Source organism: Streptomyces sp. NPDC093600 (assembly GCF_044764755.1).
GTDB lineage: Bacteria > Actinomycetota > Actinomycetes > Streptomycetales > Streptomycetaceae > Streptomyces.
Genome location: NZ_JBIWIU010000004.1, coordinates 331,951 through 347,569 on the forward strand (window position 1 = coordinate 331,951; position 15,619 = coordinate 347,569).

The following is a 15,619-nucleotide window of genomic DNA, read 5'->3' on the forward strand; positions in this document are numbered from 1 at the left end:
GCTCAGAGCTTCTGGAAGGGGTCGTGCTCCGCGAGGAGCTTCTCCAGACGGGCCTGGTCGACCCGGCTGACGATCTGGCCGGCCTCCTGGCGGTCGCGGACCACCTTGGCGAGGGTGAAGGCGGAGGTCGTGAGGTAGAGGACCGCGATGGCGAGGAAGGACCGCACCCAGGCGTCGGCGTCCAGGTTGAAGATGCCGATGCTCACGGCCGAGAGGGCGAGCCCGAAGGAGATGACGGCCTGCATGTAGTAGGCGGCCGTGTTCTGCTGCTTGACCGGTGTGTCACTCATGCCGGACAGCATCGGACGGATGTGGCACCCGCCACATCCGTTCGGATACTCATCGCGTACTCACTCGGCGCAGGTGCTCATCGCGGGGACTGGTCGCAGGGGCTCGACGCGGGGGCGCGCGGCGACCCGACGGGGGGGGCTCAGAAGGCCGAGACGCCGGTCAGCGCGCGGCCGATGATCAGTTTCTGGATCTGGCTGGTGCCTTCGTACAGCGTCATCACGCGCGCGTCGCGCAGCAGTTTGCCCACCGGGTACTCGTCGATGTAGCCGTAACCGCCGAAGACCTGGAGGGCGTTGTTCGCCGAGCGGACCGCGGCCTCCGAGGCGTACAGCTTCGCCTTCGACGCGGCGGTGGCGAACTCCTCGCCCCGGTCGATCAGATCGGCGACCCGCCAGGTCAGCAGCCGGGCGGCGTCCACGTCGACGGCGATGTCACTGATCAGCTCCTGCACCAGCTGGTAGGAGGCGATCGGCTTGCCGAACTGCTCGCGCTCCCCGGCGTAGCGGACGGCGGCGTCCAGAGACGCCTGGGCGATGCCGACGCAGCCGGCGGCGACCGACATACGCCCCTTCGCCAGGGCGGACATGGCGATGGTGAAGCCCTTCCCCTCCGGCCCCAGCATGGCGGAGGCCGGGACGCGGACGTCCTCCAGGACCAGCTCGGCGGTCGCCTGCCCGCGCAGGCCGAGCTTGCCGTGGATGGTGCGGCGGGTGAGACCGGGGGTGTCGGTGGGGACGAGGAAGGCGGAGACGCCCTTGTGACCGGGGGTGTCGTTGGTGCGGGCGAAGAGCAGGACGACATCGGCCCAGGTGCCGTTGGTGATGAACATCTTCGAACCGTTGACGACATAGTCGCCGCCGTCGCGGACGGCCCTGGTGGTCAGGTTCCCGGCGTCGGAGCCGGTCCCCGGCTCGGTCAGTCCGAAGCAGCCGACGGCGTCGCCCGCCGTGAGCCGGGGCAGCCACTCCCGCTTCTGCTCCTCGCTCCCCCAGGAGGCGAGGGTCTTGGCGACGAGGCCGAGCGAGACGGAGACGATGCCGCGCACCGAGGAGTCGCCGCGCCCGAGCTCCTCGGTGACGAGGCAGTAGGCGAGGTGGTCACCGCCCGAGCCGCCGTACTCCTCCGCGACGGTCAGGCCGAGGAAGCCGACCGCGCCGAGCTTCTTCACGATCGACTTGTCGACGCTCTCGGCGCGGTCCCACGCGACGACATGGGGAGCGACCTCGCGCGCGACGAAGTCCTCGGCGAGCTTCCGTACGGCCGCCTGCTCCTCGCTCAGCTCCAGATCCACTGCGACACCGACCTTCGGGCGTTCTTCGGGCGTTTCTCGGACGATTCTTCGGAGATGCTTAAGCAGTTAATTAGCGCTGCTAGTTTCTGGGACGCATGCCTACTATGTGCGCCATGGCCCGACCGCGCAAGCCCCTCCTGAGCAGAGACCGGATCGTCGAGACGGCGAGCGCGCTCGTGGACGCCGAAGGCCTCGCGGCGGTCTCCACCCGTCGGCTCGCGGCGGAATTGGGAGTGAGCGGGCCGTCGCTCTACAACCACTTCCGCACCAAGGACGAGATCCTCGACGCCGTCGCCGACGCGGTCAGCGCGAAGGTCGATCTGTCGATGTTCGACGAGGACGACGGCCGCGACTGGCGTACGGCCCTGCACGACTGGGCCGCCTCCTACCGCGCGGCGCTCGCCGACCACCCGAACATCGTCCCGGTCCTGGCCCAGGGCCCCGGCCGCCGTCCGGCGGGCCTGCGGGTGGCGGACGCCGTCTTCGGCGCGATGGTCAGGGCGGGCTGGCCCCCGGCCCAGGCGACCTACATCGGCGCGCTGATGCGCTACTTCGTCACCGGCTCGGCGCTCGGCTCCTTCGCCCGCGGCTTCGTCGACGACGAGACGGCGTACGACCCGGCCGACTACCCCCACCTCGGCCAGGCCCACCTTCTGGCCGAGCACCGGCAGAAGGTCGACGAGGGCGCGTTCGACACGGGGCTGCGGGCGCTGCTCGACGGGTTGTCGATGCAGTACGAGGCGGGGGTACGGGGGAAGTGGCCCAAGCAGGGGTCGGCGAGCGGTTCGTAGCCGGCGGTACGGCCGGACGCGGGGCTGGAGACGGGCCGGAAGGATCGTTCGGCCCCTGCCGAACAGTGCGTGCGGGACCCTGTCTTCCATGGCAGCCAGAGACCTCGCCGCGCTCGCGGCGCTCTTCGCGGACGAGACCCGCGCCGCGTTCCTGCTCGCCCTGCTCGACGGGCGCGCCTGGACCGCCGGGGAACTCGCCCGGCACGCGCGCGTGGCGCCGTCCACCGCCAGTGAGCATCTCGGGAAGCTCGTCGCGGGCGGGGTGCTCGCCGAGGAACGACAGGGCAGGCACCGGCACGTACGCCTCGCCGACCCCGGCGTCGCCCACCTCGTCGAGGACCTCGCCGCGCGGGCCGAGCCCGCCGTCCCCGAGCCGCCGCGCACCTTGCGGGCCGCGAGCGCGGGCCGGGCGATGGCGCGGGGGCGTACCTGCTACGACCACCTCGCCGGGCGGCTCGGGATCGCGATCACCGAGGCCATGACCGTACGCGGACTGCTCCGCCAGGACACCGGGTTCGCGCTGACGGACCGGGGCGTGGACTGGTTCGCGGAGTTCGGCATTCCGCTGGAGGCCAAGGGGCGGCGGCCGGTCGCCCGGGGCTGCCTCGACCTCACCGAACGGAGGCCGCACCTCGCCGGGATCGCGGGGGCGGCGTTGTGCCGGCACGCGCTGGAGAGCGGCTGGTGCGTGCGGATCGGGTCCGGGCGGGCCGTGAAGGTGACCCCCGCCGGGGAGGACGCCCTCCACCGGGCGCTGGGCATCGCGCCGGCGATAATTCGGTGAGCGCCGAAAGGTCGGGGCCCTACGGTCTCCGCATGACCCGTTCCCCCGCAACCGCCCGCCTCGCCCTGGCCGCCGCCGCAGTCACGGTCGTCCTCTGGGCCTCCGCGTTCGTCTCCATCCGCAGCGCCGGGGCCGCCTACTCCCCCGGCGCCCTCGCCCTCGGCCGACTGCTCGCCGGGGCGCTCGTGCTCGGCGCCGTCCTCCTGATACGGCGGGAGGGAGTACCGCCCCGGGCCGCCTGGCCGGGGATCCTGGTCTCCGGTCTGCTCTGGTTCGGCGCGTACATGGTGGCGCTCAACTGGGGTGAGCAGGAGGTCGACGCGGGTACGGCCGCGATGGTCGTGAACATCGGCCCGATCCTGATCGCGCTGCTCGGCGCGCGGTTCCTGCGCGAGTCGCTGCCGCCGCGGCTGATCGCGGGGATGGTGGTGTCCTTCGCCGGCGCGGTGGCCGTCGGCCTGTCGATGTCGGGCGAGGGCCACGCCTCGGTCCTGGGCGTCGTGCTCTGTCTGGTCGCGGCGATCGCGTACGCCGGCGGTGTCGTCGCCCAGAAGCCCGCCCTGGCGCACGGAAGCGCCCTGCAGGTCACCACGTTCGGGTGCCTGGTCGGCGCGGTCGCCTGTCTGCCCTTCGCCGGCCAACTCATCGCCGAGGCGAGCCGGGCACCCCTCGCGGCGACCCTGAACATGGTCTACCTCGGCGTCTTCCCGACCGCCCTCGCCTTCACCACCTGGGCCTACGCCCTGGCCCGTACGACGGCGGGCCGGATGGGCGCGACGACGTACGCCGTACCGGCCCTGGTCGTCCTCATGGCGTGGCTCTTCCTCGGCGAACTCCCGGGCCTCCTCACCCTCGCCGGCGGCGCGCTCTGCCTGACGGGAGTGGCGGTGTCCCGCTCCCGCCCGAAGCCGGAGAAGAGCCCGGCCGAGAGCGTCGAGGCCGCCTGAGGGCGACCCCGTTCGGCCCAACGTCCCGCGCCGTGCCGTCTCCCCGCTCGTAGCGTCGAACCGACGGTCGAACCGACCACGAGGAGGCCTACATGAAGTGCCGCCGCACCGCTGTCGCCGGCATAGCCCTGGCCTTCGCGTCCGTCGTCCCTCTGGCGGGGGCGGCGCACGCGCAGGATCTCGACTGCCGGGACTTCCGCTTCCAGGAGGACGCGCAGGCCGAGTTCAACAGGGACCCGAGCGACCCGCACCGACTCGACGAGGACCAGGGCCAGGACGACCAGATCGCCTGTGAATGGCTGCCGCGCAGGGGCGGCGCGGTCGTCCCCCCGACCGCCCCGACCGCCCCGGTCATCACCCCGAGCGCTCCGAGCGCCCCGGTCGTCACCCCGTCCCCCCGCCCTACCGTGATGCCCTCCCGAGGAGCGCAGGGCGGCGTCGGCGGAAGCTTCGGTCCCGCGGACTGGGAGACGGGCCTGGGGCTCGGCCTGGTCGTCGCGTCCACCGTGGCCGTCGGCTACGCGCTCCACCGGCGCCGCACCCGGCAGCGCGCCTGACGGAGCACGGCCGAAACGACGTAGAGGCCGGCCGCCCCCTAGAAGATCACGAGCGCCCGGCCGCCTTTGCCCGACAGCATGTTGGTGAAGGCGGCCGGGATGCCGTCCAGCGTGATGTGGTCGGTGACCAGGGTGCTCAGGTCGAGGCGGCCGGCGCGGATGTGGTCGGCGAGGACCGGGAGGTCCTTCGCCGGGTCGGAGTTGCCGTAGACGCAGCCGGACAGGGTGCGGCCCCAGTGGAAGAGTTCCAGGGCGTGGAAGGAGACCTGCTGGTCCTTGCCCCCGATGCCGACGATCGTCGTGCGGCCGCCGCGTCGGGTGGAGTCCCAGGCGGTACGGATGGTGGTGGCGCGGCCGACGCACTCCACGGCCACGTCGGCGCCGTGGCCGCCCGTCAGCTTCCGGATCTCCTTGGCGGTCGTCGCGGAGGCCACGACGTACGCGGTGGCTCCGGCGGCCCGCGCCAGGGCCTCCTTCTCCGGCGACACGTCGACGGCGATGATCGGCGAGGCGCCCGCGATCCGCGCGGCCTGGAGGGCGGCGAGGCCCACGCCTCCGGCGCCGAAGACGACGACGGACTCCCCCTCCCGTACCCGCGCGGAGTGGTGGACCGCACCCCAGCCGGTGAGGACGGCGCAGCCCAGCAGGGCGGCGTCGGTGAGCGGGACCCCGTCGGGGACGGGCAGCACGCAGTTGGCCGCGACGACGGTCTCCTCGGCGAAGGCGGCCACGTTGAGACCGGGGTGCAGCTCCGTGCCGTCCTCGGAGACGGCGTGCACGTTCCCCGCCCCCGTCAGGGCGTCGGCGCAGAGCCAGACCTCCCCGATCGAGCAGTGGTGGCAGGAGCCGCAGGACGGCGCCCAGTTGAGGACGACGCCGTCGCCGGGGGCGACATGGGTGACGCCCTCGCCGACGGAGACGACCGTTCCGGCGCCCTCGTGGCCGAGGACCGCCGGGACGGGCACCCTCATGGTGCCGTTGCTCAGGGAGAGGTCGGAGTGGCACACCCCGGCGGCGGCCAGGCGGACCCTGACCTGGCCCGGCCCCGGCTCGGGGAGTTCGATGCCGGTGATCTCCAGAGGAGCGCCGACGGCGGGCAGGACGGCGGCACGGATGACGCTCACGCTCGTGACTCCTCGGACGCTCAGAACTGGAGGGACTTGGTCTGGAGGTACTCGGCGAGGCCATGGGCGCCGAGTTCGCGCCCCACGCCCGACTGCTTGTAACCGCCGAAGGGCGCCAGCGGGTTGAAGCGGCCGCCGTTGATGTCGACCTGACCGGTGTCCATACGGCGCGCGAAGGCGACGGCGGCCTCCTGTTCGCCCCAGACGGCGCCGGCGAGGCCGTAGACGGTCCCGTTGGCGATGGCGAGGGCCTCCTCCTCGTCCTCGTACCGGAGGATCGAGACGACCGGGCCGAAGATCTCCTCCTGTGCGATGGTCATGTCGGGGGTGACGTCGGCGAAGACGGTCGGGGAGACGTAGTAACCGGTCTCCCGCGGCGCCTCGGGGCCGCCGGCGACGATCCGGGCGCCCTCCTCGGCGCCCTTCCGGATGTATCCGAGAACGCGCTGTTGCTGCTTGGCGTTGACGAGCGGGCCGACGCGCTCGCCGGGGACGTACGCGGCGACGGCCTCGGCGGCGAGCGCCACCGCCTCGTCGTACCGGTCGGTGTGGACCAGCATCCGGGTCCAGGCGCTGCACGTCTGACCGGAGTTGGACATGACGTTGGCGATGCCGACGGCGACGGCCTTGCCGAGGTCGGCGCCGGGCAGGATGACGTTGGCGGACTTGCCGCCGAGCTCCAGGGCGACGCGCTTGACGGCGCCGCCCGCGAGGGCGCCGATCTTCCTGCCCACGGCGGTCGAGCCGGTGAAGGAGACCAGGTCGACGCCCTCGTGCTCGGCGAGCGCCTGCCCCGCGACCGGGCCGAGCCCGGTGACGAGGTTGAACACCCCGGCCGGTACACCGGCTTCGTGGACGGCCTCGGCGAAGAGCTGGGCGGTCAGCGGCGTGTCCTCGGCGGGCTTGAGGACGACGGTGCAGCCTGCGGCGAGCGCGGGGGCGACCTTGGCGACGATCTGGTGGAGCGGGTAGTTCCACGGAGTGATCGCGCCGACGACGCCGACGGGCTCGGAGTAGACGGTGGAATTGCCGACCTTCTCCTCGAAGGGGTAGGTGGCCGCGAGTTCGGCGTAGGAGCCGGCGACGGCGATCGGTAGTCCGGTGTGGACGGCGGCGGCGAGCTTGGGCGGGGCTCCCAGCTCGGCGGTGACCGTCGCGGCGATGTCCTCGGCACGGGCCGCGAGCGCGTCCCGCAGGGCGCCGATGCGGGCCGCGCGCTCGGCGGGCGGGGTGGCGGCCCAGCCGGGGAAGGCGGCGCGAGCCGCGCGTACGGCGGCGTCCACGTCCTCGCCGGTGCCGGCGGGGACATGACCGATGACCTGCTCGTCCGCCGGATTGATCACCGGGATGGTGTCCGTGGAGGAGGCGGGGCGCCACTCCCCGCCGATGTACATCGCGTCGTGGGCCTTCATCCGCTGTCTCCTCACGTCACCGACCGGTTCGCACGTCCGACCCAAACTAGCGCTGATAGTTTTCCGGCGCCAGGGCCGCCAATCGTGGCCCTCGTCTCAGGGCCGGCCCTCAGAAGTCGACCCGGGTCGGCTCGTCGAGCCGCGCCACCGACTCCTGCGCGAAGGCGGTCCGGTACGCCCGCCTGATCCGCTCGATCCACGGATCATGGACCTTCGCCTCGCTCGCCGGGTACAGCAGGATCAGCTCGTACGAACGCTCCCGCTCGATGGTGCCGCTCCTGTCCCTCCACTGTCCACGGCCGTCCTGCACGGTGAGCCCGCCGGGAAAGCGGGGCGTCACCTCCTTGTCGACGAAGGCCATGAACTGCCGGTCGGTGACATCGGGCCCGCCGTCTGGCCGCTCGGTCCCGAAGAACAACCGGGTCTCCAGGTACGCCGCTCCGCGGCCCCGCGCGGCCGGGACGGCTGACTCTGGAGCGGTCTCGTCCCCGAGGGCGGCGTACGCAGCGGGGGCGCCGACGACGATGACCAGCCCGGCGGCGAAGACGGCGAGGCGGCGGCGTGGGGTGGGCAGGGGGTGGGGCATGGGGGCGTCCCTTGGGTGGTGGGGTGGTGGGGTTGAAGGTGACTTTGAGCTCGGCGAGTGCGACGCCGAATGGCTCGGTGGTCGGGGGCGGCGCGGCGGATGTGCCGTCCGCTGGCGGGAGCCGGACTCGGGCGGGCCGGGCCGTCGCGGCAAGCGGACGAGGCGGCTCGGCTGGCGGCCCAGTCGGCGGGCGCGGCCGGCTTGGGCCGTGGGCACGTCAGAGAAGCGGCTGGTGGGCGCCGAGCGACGGAGGCGGGGCGAGCCGGCCGGTGGCTCGCGGAGAGGCGGGGGCGGCATGGCGTCCGCTGGGCCGAACCCGGCTCGGGCGGGGGGCCGGTCGGCGTCGCGGCACGCTGACGGGCGGTCCCAGCTGGGGTACGGGCCAGCCAGAGGGGCGACTGGCGCGGGCGGCCGCCGAGGTGACGGGGCAGGGTGAGCCGGCGAGCGGCTCGTTGAGGCCAAGGGGGGCACGGCAGGGCGGGCCGGCGCGACGCGGCGACCCGCCGTCCACTGGACCGAGCCAGGCTCAGACGGGCGGGCCGTCCCGCCGCGCTGACGGCGCGCAGGCGGGAAGAGACCGAGGCGGACGGGCGAGCCAAGACCGTCGCCGCACGCCGACTGGCCAGGCCGAGCCGGGGCACGGCGCGGCCAGGCCGGACTGCGCTCCGGACGCGCGAGCCCAGGCCGTGGCCGCACGCCGACTGGCGGGCCGGGACGCCGTCGCACTCTGACGACATGGCCGGGCCGGAGGCAGGCCGTACCGACCCCGCCGGGACGGGTGACTGAGACCGGGCGTCGCCGCACGCCGACCGGCCAGGCCGAGCCGGGACACGGCGGGGCCAGGCCCGACCCACCGCCGCCGGACCGACGAGCCCAACCCCGCCGCACGCCGACCGGCCAGGCCGAGCCGCGATACAGCGCGGCCAGGCCCGACCCACCGCCGCCGGACGGACCGGCTCGGGCCGTCGCCGCACTTGCCGGCCCAGTCAGGCTGGATCGGACCTGACCATGCCGCACCAGACGGTCACCGCCACACCGGGCGGCGAAAGATCCGGCCGCGCCGAAGCTGGCCATCGCCGACCCCGGCCACGCGAGCCGTCGACGTACCGCGTCGGGCCGCGCCGAAGCCGGCCGTCGCCGACCCGGCACGCCAGGCCGTCAACGTACCGCGTGGGACCAGTTCGACCGGGCGCCGCCGTAGCCGGCGGGCGCGCGCCGAGTTGGCGGGGCCCGCCGGGCGGTGGCGGCGCGAGGCCGCGGTCAGATCTTCCGGTCGAGATCCGTGAGGTGGGCGTAGACGACGACGTTCGCCTCGTAACCCTTCTTCCGGTCGAACGCTCCGCCGCAGGTGAGCAGCCTCAACTCCGGCCGGCCCGTGGAGCCGTACACCTCGCTGTCGGGGAAATTCTCCTTGGTGTACGTGCGGACCTTGTCGACCGTGAAGACGGCGACCCGGCCGTCCGCCCGGGCGATCCGGACGGTGTTGCCGGGGCTGAGCGCGGTGAGGTTGAGGAAGATGGCGGGCCCCGTGCGGGTGTCGCGGTGGCCGACGACGATGGCCGTACCGCGTTCACCCGGTGTGGGGCCCTGCCGGTACCAGCCGACGACGCGCGGGTTGTCGACCGGTGGGGTGGCGAGCCGACCGGACGAGTCCAGCCCCAGGCCGATGACCGGCGCCTCGATGGTGATCGCCGGGACGGCGAGCCCGGTGGGGCGCGAACGCCCCAGGGGGGAGGGCGGTCCGTTGGGCACCGGTTTCGCCTTGGCCCCCTGCTTCGGCTTCGGCTTCGGCTTCAGCGGGGGCTTCGGCGTCGGCGTCAGCGTCAGCGTCGGCGTCGGCGTCGGCGTCGCCTTGGGCTTCGGCTTCGGCGGGGGCTGCGCCCGGGGCTTCTGGTCGGGCTGGGGCGCGGGTACGGCCGGGGCCGCGGCGGGCACCTCGGCCGCCCCGTGCGCGGCCGGGGCGGCCGCGATCGGTGGGCCCGACGGTTCCTCGTCCTGGGCCCACCACATGCCGCCGACGACCAGGGACAGGGCCACCACCACCGTCCGGGCGAGCCGGAAGAGGCGCCGCTGCCTGCGCGTGTAGCGGGACCTACGCGGCGCCATCGGTGCGGCGGCGCGACCGACGGAGACGGAGCAGGATGAGCCCGGCCGTACCGGCGAGGCCCGCGGTGAGTGCCGTTCCGACACCGAAGGCGGAGCTGTCGGCGGCGAGTTCGGCGCTGCCGCCACCGCCCGCGCCGACGGGGCCGTGCGGCGGCTTGCCGTGGCCCTGGCCCTCGTTCTTCGGCGGGTGGGTGAAGTTGCCGCAGTCGACCTTGAAGACCTTGCTCTTCTTGGCGCCCATCTGGCCCGGCCAGGTCCATTCGACCTTGTACAGGCCGTCGGCGAGTTCCAGGTCCGGAGTGAACCCGTTGCCCTGCGGGTCGACGGTGATCGTGCCGCTCTTCACGACGCCGCCCTTCAGCGGCTGGGGCACGATCGTCCAGGTGAGCGCCGGGAGCCCGTCGAAGCTGAGCGCGGAGAAGTAGAACGTGCAGACCTTGGGCTCGCTGCGCTGGTCGGACTCGAGCGTACGGGGCGGCTCGTCGGGACGCCCGGCGTGGTGGACCTTGACGTCGCCGTTGTCGCCGGGGGCGGCGAGGGCCGCGGGCGCACCGGCCAGGGCCACCGTGCCGAGGGCGCAGGTGGCCACGGCGGTGGACAGCAGGGAGCGGACAGGCAGAGCGGACATGCGGGGGTTCCTCCAGTCATGAAGACGTCGGTGATCAACCGATAATCTGACTATCTGTCATGACATGAACGCAAAGGGTGTCGACCGGGCCGCGACACCCGCCACATTCACCCCTCCGGCGGAGCCTCGGACCTCCGACGGAGTCCCGGGCCTCATCCGGAGCTCCCGGTCCCCCGGCGTGACCGCGCGCCCTAGATGATGCCGAAGAGTATCCCCGCGGCCAGCACGACCAGCGATGTCAGCGCCGCCCACTTCACCGTGAACTTGGTGTGATCGCCGAACTCGACCTTCGCCATGCCGACGAGGACGTACACGGCCGGCACCAGCGGGCTCGACATGTGCAGGGCCTGGCCCACGAGGGAGGCGCGGGCGATCTCCAGCGGCGAGACCCCGTGGGCGGCGCCCGCCTCGGCAAGCACCGGGAGGACGCCGAAGTAGAAGCCGTCGTTCGACATGAAGTACGTGAGCGGGAGGCTGAGGACCCCCGTCACCAGGGCCATGTGCGGGCCCATGCCCTCGGGGATCGCGCCGACGAGCCAGTCGGCCATGTGCTTGACCATGCCGGTGCCGGTGAGCACGCCGGTGAAGACGGCTGCGGCGAAGACCATGCCGGCGACGTTGAGGACGTTGTCCGCGTGGGCGGCGATCCGGGCTTTCTGGTCCGCCATCTGCGGGTAGTTCACGGTCAGCGCGAGGGCGGCGCCGATCAGGAAGAGGACCGGGATCGGCAGCAGCTCCAGGATCATCGCGCTGAGCAGCGCGACGGTGAGACCCGCGTTGAACCAGTACAGCCGGGGCCGCAGCGTCGGGCGGTCCGGGTCGAGGCCCTGGAAACCCCCGCCGGGGACGGCGTCCGGTCCCTCCGGCAGCCCGGCGGCGCCGCCGGACCCGCCGACAGCCTTGCCCGCGCCGGCGTCCGGGCCCCCGCCCGCGCCCGCGCCCGCCTTCACCAGGACCGTCTCGGCCTCGGGCTCCGTCACCAGCACCTCGTCGAGGGTGAGGTAGCCGATCCGCTTGCGCTCGCGGCGGCCGAGGACGTACGCGAGGACGAAGACGAACAGCAGGCCCGCGCCGAGCGCCGGGATCATCGGTACGAAGACGTCGGCCGCGTCGAGCTTGAGCGCGGTGGCGGCGCGGGCGGTGGGGCCGCCCCAGGGCAGTGTGTTCATGACGCCGTTGGCGGTGGCGGCGACTCCGGTCATGACGACCAGGCTCATCCCGAGCCGCTTGTACAGCGGATACATGGCGGAGACGGTGATCATGAAGGTGGTGGAGCCGTCGCCGTCCAGCGAGACGATCGCCGCCAGCAGCGCCGTACCGACCACCACGCGCACCGGGTCGGCCTTGCAGAAGCGCAGGATGCCCCGGACGATCGGGTCGAAGAGGCCGACGTCGATCATCACGCCGAAGTAGACGATGGCGAACATCAGCATCGCCGCGGTGGGCGCGAGCTTGCCGACGCCCTCGAGGACGTAGTCGCCGAGTTGGGCTCCTTGCCCGACGAAGACACAGAACAGCGCGGGGATCAGGACGAGCGCCGCGATCGGCGACATCTTCTTCATCATGATCAGGACCAGGAAGGTCGCGATCATGGCGAAGCCGAGGACGGTCAGCATGGAGGACACCTCACGTTCACCTTTGAACTCCCACCGGGAGGACTCCACCGGTGCGGCGGTTCGGATGACGTTAGGTGCCCTCTTCAGCCGTTAACAAGATGTTGACGCGTGAGCAATACGAGCAAAACCCCAGGTCACAGCAGGGGCATCACAAGGTTCACGGCAGGGGTGATATCTCGACGGGGAATCCGTTGAGGACGGCGGTGCCGGAGAGCGGGTCGAGCCGGGAGCCGTCGAGGAGCTGGTTGACGTTGACGCCCGGCCGGGCGGCGGCGACCGTGAGCCGGGTGCCGGGGCGGTCGTGGCCCCAGCCGTGCGGCAGGCTCACCACCCCGGTCCGTACGGTGTCGGTGATCTCCACCTCGACGTCGAGCGCACCGCCCTCCGCCGTGATCCGGGCGGGCTTGCCGTCGGCGAGCCCGAGCCGGTCGGCGTCGGTGGGGTGGACCTGGAGGGTGCACCGGTTGGAGCCGCCGTTGAGGGAGGGGACGTTGTGGAGCCAGCTGTTGTTGGAGCGCAGATGACGGCGGCCCACGAGCACGAGCCCGTCCGGCTCCGCGTCCAGGGCGGCGCGCAGCCGGGGCAGGTCGGCGGCGAGGGGTTCCGGCAGCAGCTCGATCCGCCCGCTGCGGGTCTTGAGGAGCTGAGGGACCCGGGGCTTCAGCGCGCCGAGGTCGATGCCGTGCGGTGCCTGCCGCACGTCATCGAGGCCGAGGCCGTACGGGCCCAGGCGCAGCATCATGTCGAGGCGCCGCTCAGGTCCGGTGCGGCCGGAGAGGAGCCGAGCCTGTTCCCGCGGGTCGGACCCGAAGAAGGGTGAGTGCTCCTGGGTGACGGCCTTGGCGAGGGCGGTGTCGATGGCCAGGTCGTCGACGGCCGAGGGCGGGGCGCCGTGCATGCCGGAGACGGCGAGGATCAGCCGGGCGTGGATCTCGCACTCGTCCATGCGTCCCTCTTCCAGAGGGACGGCGGCCGGGGTGTAGCGGACCTGGTTGCGGACGGCGAAGCCGTTGAAGGCGAAGTCGAAGTGCGCGCTCTGGGACGGCGGCGGCGGGGGCAGGACGACGTCGGCGTGGCGGCTGGTCTCGTTGAGGTACGGGTCGACGGCGACCATGAGGTCGAGGGCGCCGAGGGCCGCGTCGAGGCGCCGGCCGTCGGGCGCGGACAGCACGGGGTTGGCGGCGATGGTGATCACCGCCCGGATCCGGCCTTCGCCCTCGGTCTCGATCTCCTCGGCGAGGGCGGCCATCGGGAACTCGCCCTTGACCTCGGGATGGCCGGAGACCCTGCTGCGCCAGCGGCCGAGCGTGAATCCCCTGCCGGGGCCGGCGGGGCGGGAGGCAGGGGCGGTGGCGGAGAGCGGGAAGAGTGCGCCGCCGGGGCGGTCGAGGTTGCCGGTGAGGATGTTGAGAACGTCGACGAGCCAGCTGGCGAGGGTGCCGTAGGCGACGGTGGAGCTGCCGATGCGTCCGTAGACGGCCGCGGAGGGGGCCGCGGCGAGTTCACGGGCGATGGTACGGATGGTGGTGGCGTCCAGGTCGCAGGCGGCGGCGACCGCTTCGGGGGTGAACTCCCGTACCGCCGCCCGGACCTCCTCCACGCCCTCGACATGCCCGTCGAGCGCGCCGAGGTCGGTGAGGCCCTCCTCGAAGAGGGTGTGGGCGAGCGCGGCGAGGAGGAGGGCGTCGGAGCCGGGGCGGATGGCGAGGTGCCGGTCGGCGAGGGCGGCCGTGCGGGTGCGGCGCGGGTCGACGACGGTGAGGGTGCCGCCGCGCTTGCGCAGAGCCTTCAGCTTGCCGGGGAAGTCGGGGGCGGTGCACAGACTGCCGTTGGACTCCAGCGGGTTGGCGCCCAGCATCAGCAGATGCGCGGTGCGGTCCAGATCCGGAACGGGCACGGCGAACGGGTCGCCGAAGAGCAGTCCGCTGGAGACGTGCTTGGGCATCTGGTCGAGCGTGGACGCGGTGAAGAGGTTCCGCGTCCCCAACGCCCCGAGGAGCAGGGGCGGATAGAGGGCGCCGGCCATGGTGTGGACGTTCGGGTTGCCGAGGACGATACCCACGGCGTTCGGCCCGTACTCCTCCACGAGCGGCCGGATCCGGGCGGCGATGGTGTCGAAGGCCTCGTCCCAGCTCGCTTCCCGGAGGGCGCCGCCCTCGCGGACGAGGGGCCCCTTGAGCCGGTCGGGGTCCGCGTCGACCTCGCCGAAGGAGGCGCCCTTGGGGCAGATGAAGCCCTGGCTGAAGACGTCGTCACGATCGCCCCGGGCGCCGGTGACCCGGGTTCCTTCGAGGGTCAGGGTCAGCCCGCAGGTGGCTTCGCAGAGGGGGCAGATGCGCAGTGCGGTGGACATGACGGGCTCCCTGGAGCGCTGGGGCGGGCAGCGGGTGGCGCCGAGCATACCGACCGGTAGGGATGATCGGGAGGGTGGTGACGGGCGGGGTTCGATCGGCAGCGGTCACGACAGGGAGGGTGCGAGGTACGCGTACAGCAGCTCGCGCGTCTCGGCGATGAGGGCCGGATCGCCGGACGCCGCCGTACGGAAGGCGAGTTGGAGCAGGGCGTCGGTGGCCTCGACGCCGACGAGGACCTTGCGGCGCAGGGTCTCGTCGGCGGGACGGCCGAGGGGGGCGGCGAGCAGCTCGCAGAGGCGGTCGGCGACCAGGTGGTTGGGGTCGTCGTCGCCGGCCTCGCCGGGAGCCGGGACGCCGAAGTCGACCAGCGCGAAGCCGGGCACGGTGCGCTTCATCGCGATGTACTCGTCGAGGACGGTGTCGATGGCCGCGTGGGCGTCGACCGCGGGGAGCACGGCGAGGCGGGCGGTGATGCGCGCGGCGTAGCGGTCGAGGTTCCGGTGGGCGAGGGCGGCGGCCATGGCGCGTTTGTTGCCGAAGAAGCGGTAGACCGAGCCGATGGGGACGCCGGCGCGGACGGCGACGGCCCGGGTGCTCAGCTGCTCGTAACCGGTCTCGTCGAGGAGTTCGGCGCAGGCGTCGAGGATCCGGGCGAGACGGTCGGCACTGCGCTGCTGGACGGGGGTACGGCGCAGGGCGGGCGGTGGGGGCGGGGCGACCGGGCCGGCGACCTGGCCGGGGTGGGGGTGCGGGCCGGGTCTGTCGGACGGGCTGGGCCTGCCGGAGGGACCGGGCTTGTCGGACGGGCGGGGCTTGTCGGACGGGCTGGGTCTGCCGGACGGGCGGGGCTTGTCGGACGGGCTGGGCTGGGGCACGGGGACCATGATGCCGCTCCGGCCGGAATCAGGCGATGAGCAGGCGGATGCCCCCGAGGGTGTACACCGCGAGGACGACCGAGAGCGTGAGAAGGAGCCTGCGGGTCCACCACATGCGCGTGAGAGTAGAGCAATGCTCATCTTTGGAACCCCTCGTGCACGCACTTCGTCCCACCCCCGCCGCGAGTGCCCCGTTGACGCGGGCGGGCGCGGAATCCTACGGTCATGCATAGGATTGTTTCGGGGCATGAGGACAG

Annotated in this window: 14 protein-coding genes; 4 read left to right on the forward strand and 10 right to left on the reverse strand. The window is 73.0% G+C overall.

Annotated features, from left to right (window positions below):
- Nucleotides 1-2: 2 nt before the first annotated feature.
- Together ACIRB4_RS14250 and ACIRB4_RS14255 are read right to left on the reverse strand one after the other, a co-directional pair.
- The gene (locus tag ACIRB4_RS14250; protein WP_403291073.1) at nucleotides 3-290 is read right to left on the reverse strand and encodes a YiaA/YiaB family inner membrane protein; all 288 of its coding nucleotides are present in this window, start codon (nucleotides 288-290) and stop codon (nucleotides 3-5) included.
- Nucleotides 291-430: 140 nt separating this feature from the next.
- Nucleotides 431-1,582 carry an acyl-CoA dehydrogenase family protein gene (locus ACIRB4_RS14255; RefSeq protein WP_403291075.1) on the reverse strand — a complete coding sequence of 384 codons (1,152 nt, stop codon included), beginning with the start codon at nucleotides 1,580-1,582 and terminating at the stop codon, nucleotides 431-433.
- A gap of 113 nt (nucleotides 1,583-1,695) precedes the next feature.
- Between ACIRB4_RS14255 and ACIRB4_RS14260 the strand changes: the two genes are divergently transcribed.
- From ACIRB4_RS14260 to ACIRB4_RS14275, 4 genes are all read left to right on the forward strand, one after another.
- Nucleotides 1,696-2,373, forward strand: coding sequence for a TetR/AcrR family transcriptional regulator (locus tag ACIRB4_RS14260; RefSeq protein ID WP_403291076.1), 678 nt, complete (start codon nucleotides 1,696-1,698; stop codon nucleotides 2,371-2,373).
- Between the two features lie 88 nt (nucleotides 2,374-2,461).
- Complete coding sequence (locus ACIRB4_RS14265) at nucleotides 2,462-3,157, forward strand: ArsR/SmtB family transcription factor (protein ID WP_403291078.1); 696 nt, start codon at nucleotides 2,462-2,464, stop codon at nucleotides 3,155-3,157.
- Between the two features lie 32 nt (nucleotides 3,158-3,189).
- The gene (locus ACIRB4_RS14270) at nucleotides 3,190-4,104 is read left to right on the forward strand and encodes a DMT family transporter (RefSeq protein WP_403291080.1); all 915 of its coding nucleotides are present in this window, start codon (nucleotides 3,190-3,192) and stop codon (nucleotides 4,102-4,104) included.
- 92 nt (nucleotides 4,105-4,196) lie between these two features.
- Nucleotides 4,197-4,661, forward strand: coding sequence for an excalibur calcium-binding protein (locus ACIRB4_RS14275; protein ID WP_403291082.1), 465 nt, complete (start codon nucleotides 4,197-4,199; stop codon nucleotides 4,659-4,661).
- A gap of 38 nt (nucleotides 4,662-4,699) precedes the next feature.
- Here ACIRB4_RS14275 and ACIRB4_RS14280 read toward each other — a convergent pair whose 3' ends face one another.
- The 8 genes from ACIRB4_RS14280 to ACIRB4_RS14315 form a co-directional block, all read right to left on the reverse strand.
- Nucleotides 4,700-5,785, reverse strand: coding sequence for a zinc-binding dehydrogenase (locus tag ACIRB4_RS14280; RefSeq protein WP_403291083.1), 1,086 nt, complete (start codon nucleotides 5,783-5,785; stop codon nucleotides 4,700-4,702).
- Between the two features lie 20 nt (nucleotides 5,786-5,805).
- The gene (locus ACIRB4_RS14285) at nucleotides 5,806-7,197 is read right to left on the reverse strand and encodes an aldehyde dehydrogenase family protein (RefSeq protein ID WP_403291085.1); all 1,392 of its coding nucleotides are present in this window, start codon (nucleotides 7,195-7,197) and stop codon (nucleotides 5,806-5,808) included.
- Between the two features lie 109 nt (nucleotides 7,198-7,306).
- Nucleotides 7,307-7,783 carry a DUF3574 domain-containing protein gene (locus tag ACIRB4_RS14290; RefSeq protein WP_403291087.1) on the reverse strand — a complete coding sequence of 159 codons (477 nt, stop codon included), beginning with the start codon at nucleotides 7,781-7,783 and terminating at the stop codon, nucleotides 7,307-7,309.
- 1,260 nt (nucleotides 7,784-9,043) lie between these two features.
- Nucleotides 9,044-9,889, reverse strand: a complete 846-nt coding sequence (locus ACIRB4_RS14295) for a class F sortase (RefSeq protein ID WP_403291089.1) — start codon at nucleotides 9,887-9,889, stop codon at nucleotides 9,044-9,046.
- Complete coding sequence (locus ACIRB4_RS14300; protein WP_403291091.1) at nucleotides 9,876-10,517, reverse strand: hypothetical protein; 642 nt, start codon at nucleotides 10,515-10,517, stop codon at nucleotides 9,876-9,878. Before ACIRB4_RS14300 ends, ACIRB4_RS14295 begins: the two co-directional genes overlap by 14 nt.
- Before the next feature lie 191 nt (nucleotides 10,518-10,708).
- Nucleotides 10,709-12,133: a CitMHS family transporter gene (locus ACIRB4_RS14305; RefSeq protein ID WP_403291236.1), complete on the reverse strand. Its 1,425-nt coding sequence runs from the start codon at nucleotides 12,131-12,133 to the stop codon at nucleotides 10,709-10,711.
- Between the two features lie 157 nt (nucleotides 12,134-12,290).
- The gene (locus ACIRB4_RS14310; protein ID WP_403291092.1) at nucleotides 12,291-14,486 is read right to left on the reverse strand and encodes a molybdopterin oxidoreductase family protein; all 2,196 of its coding nucleotides are present in this window, start codon (nucleotides 14,484-14,486) and stop codon (nucleotides 12,291-12,293) included.
- Nucleotides 14,487-14,591: 105 nt separating this feature from the next.
- Nucleotides 14,592-15,182 (reverse strand): TetR family transcriptional regulator, encoded by a 591-nt coding sequence (locus ACIRB4_RS14315; RefSeq protein ID WP_403291238.1) that lies wholly within the window; start codon nucleotides 15,180-15,182, stop codon nucleotides 14,592-14,594.
- Nucleotides 15,183-15,619: the final 437 nt, after the last annotated feature.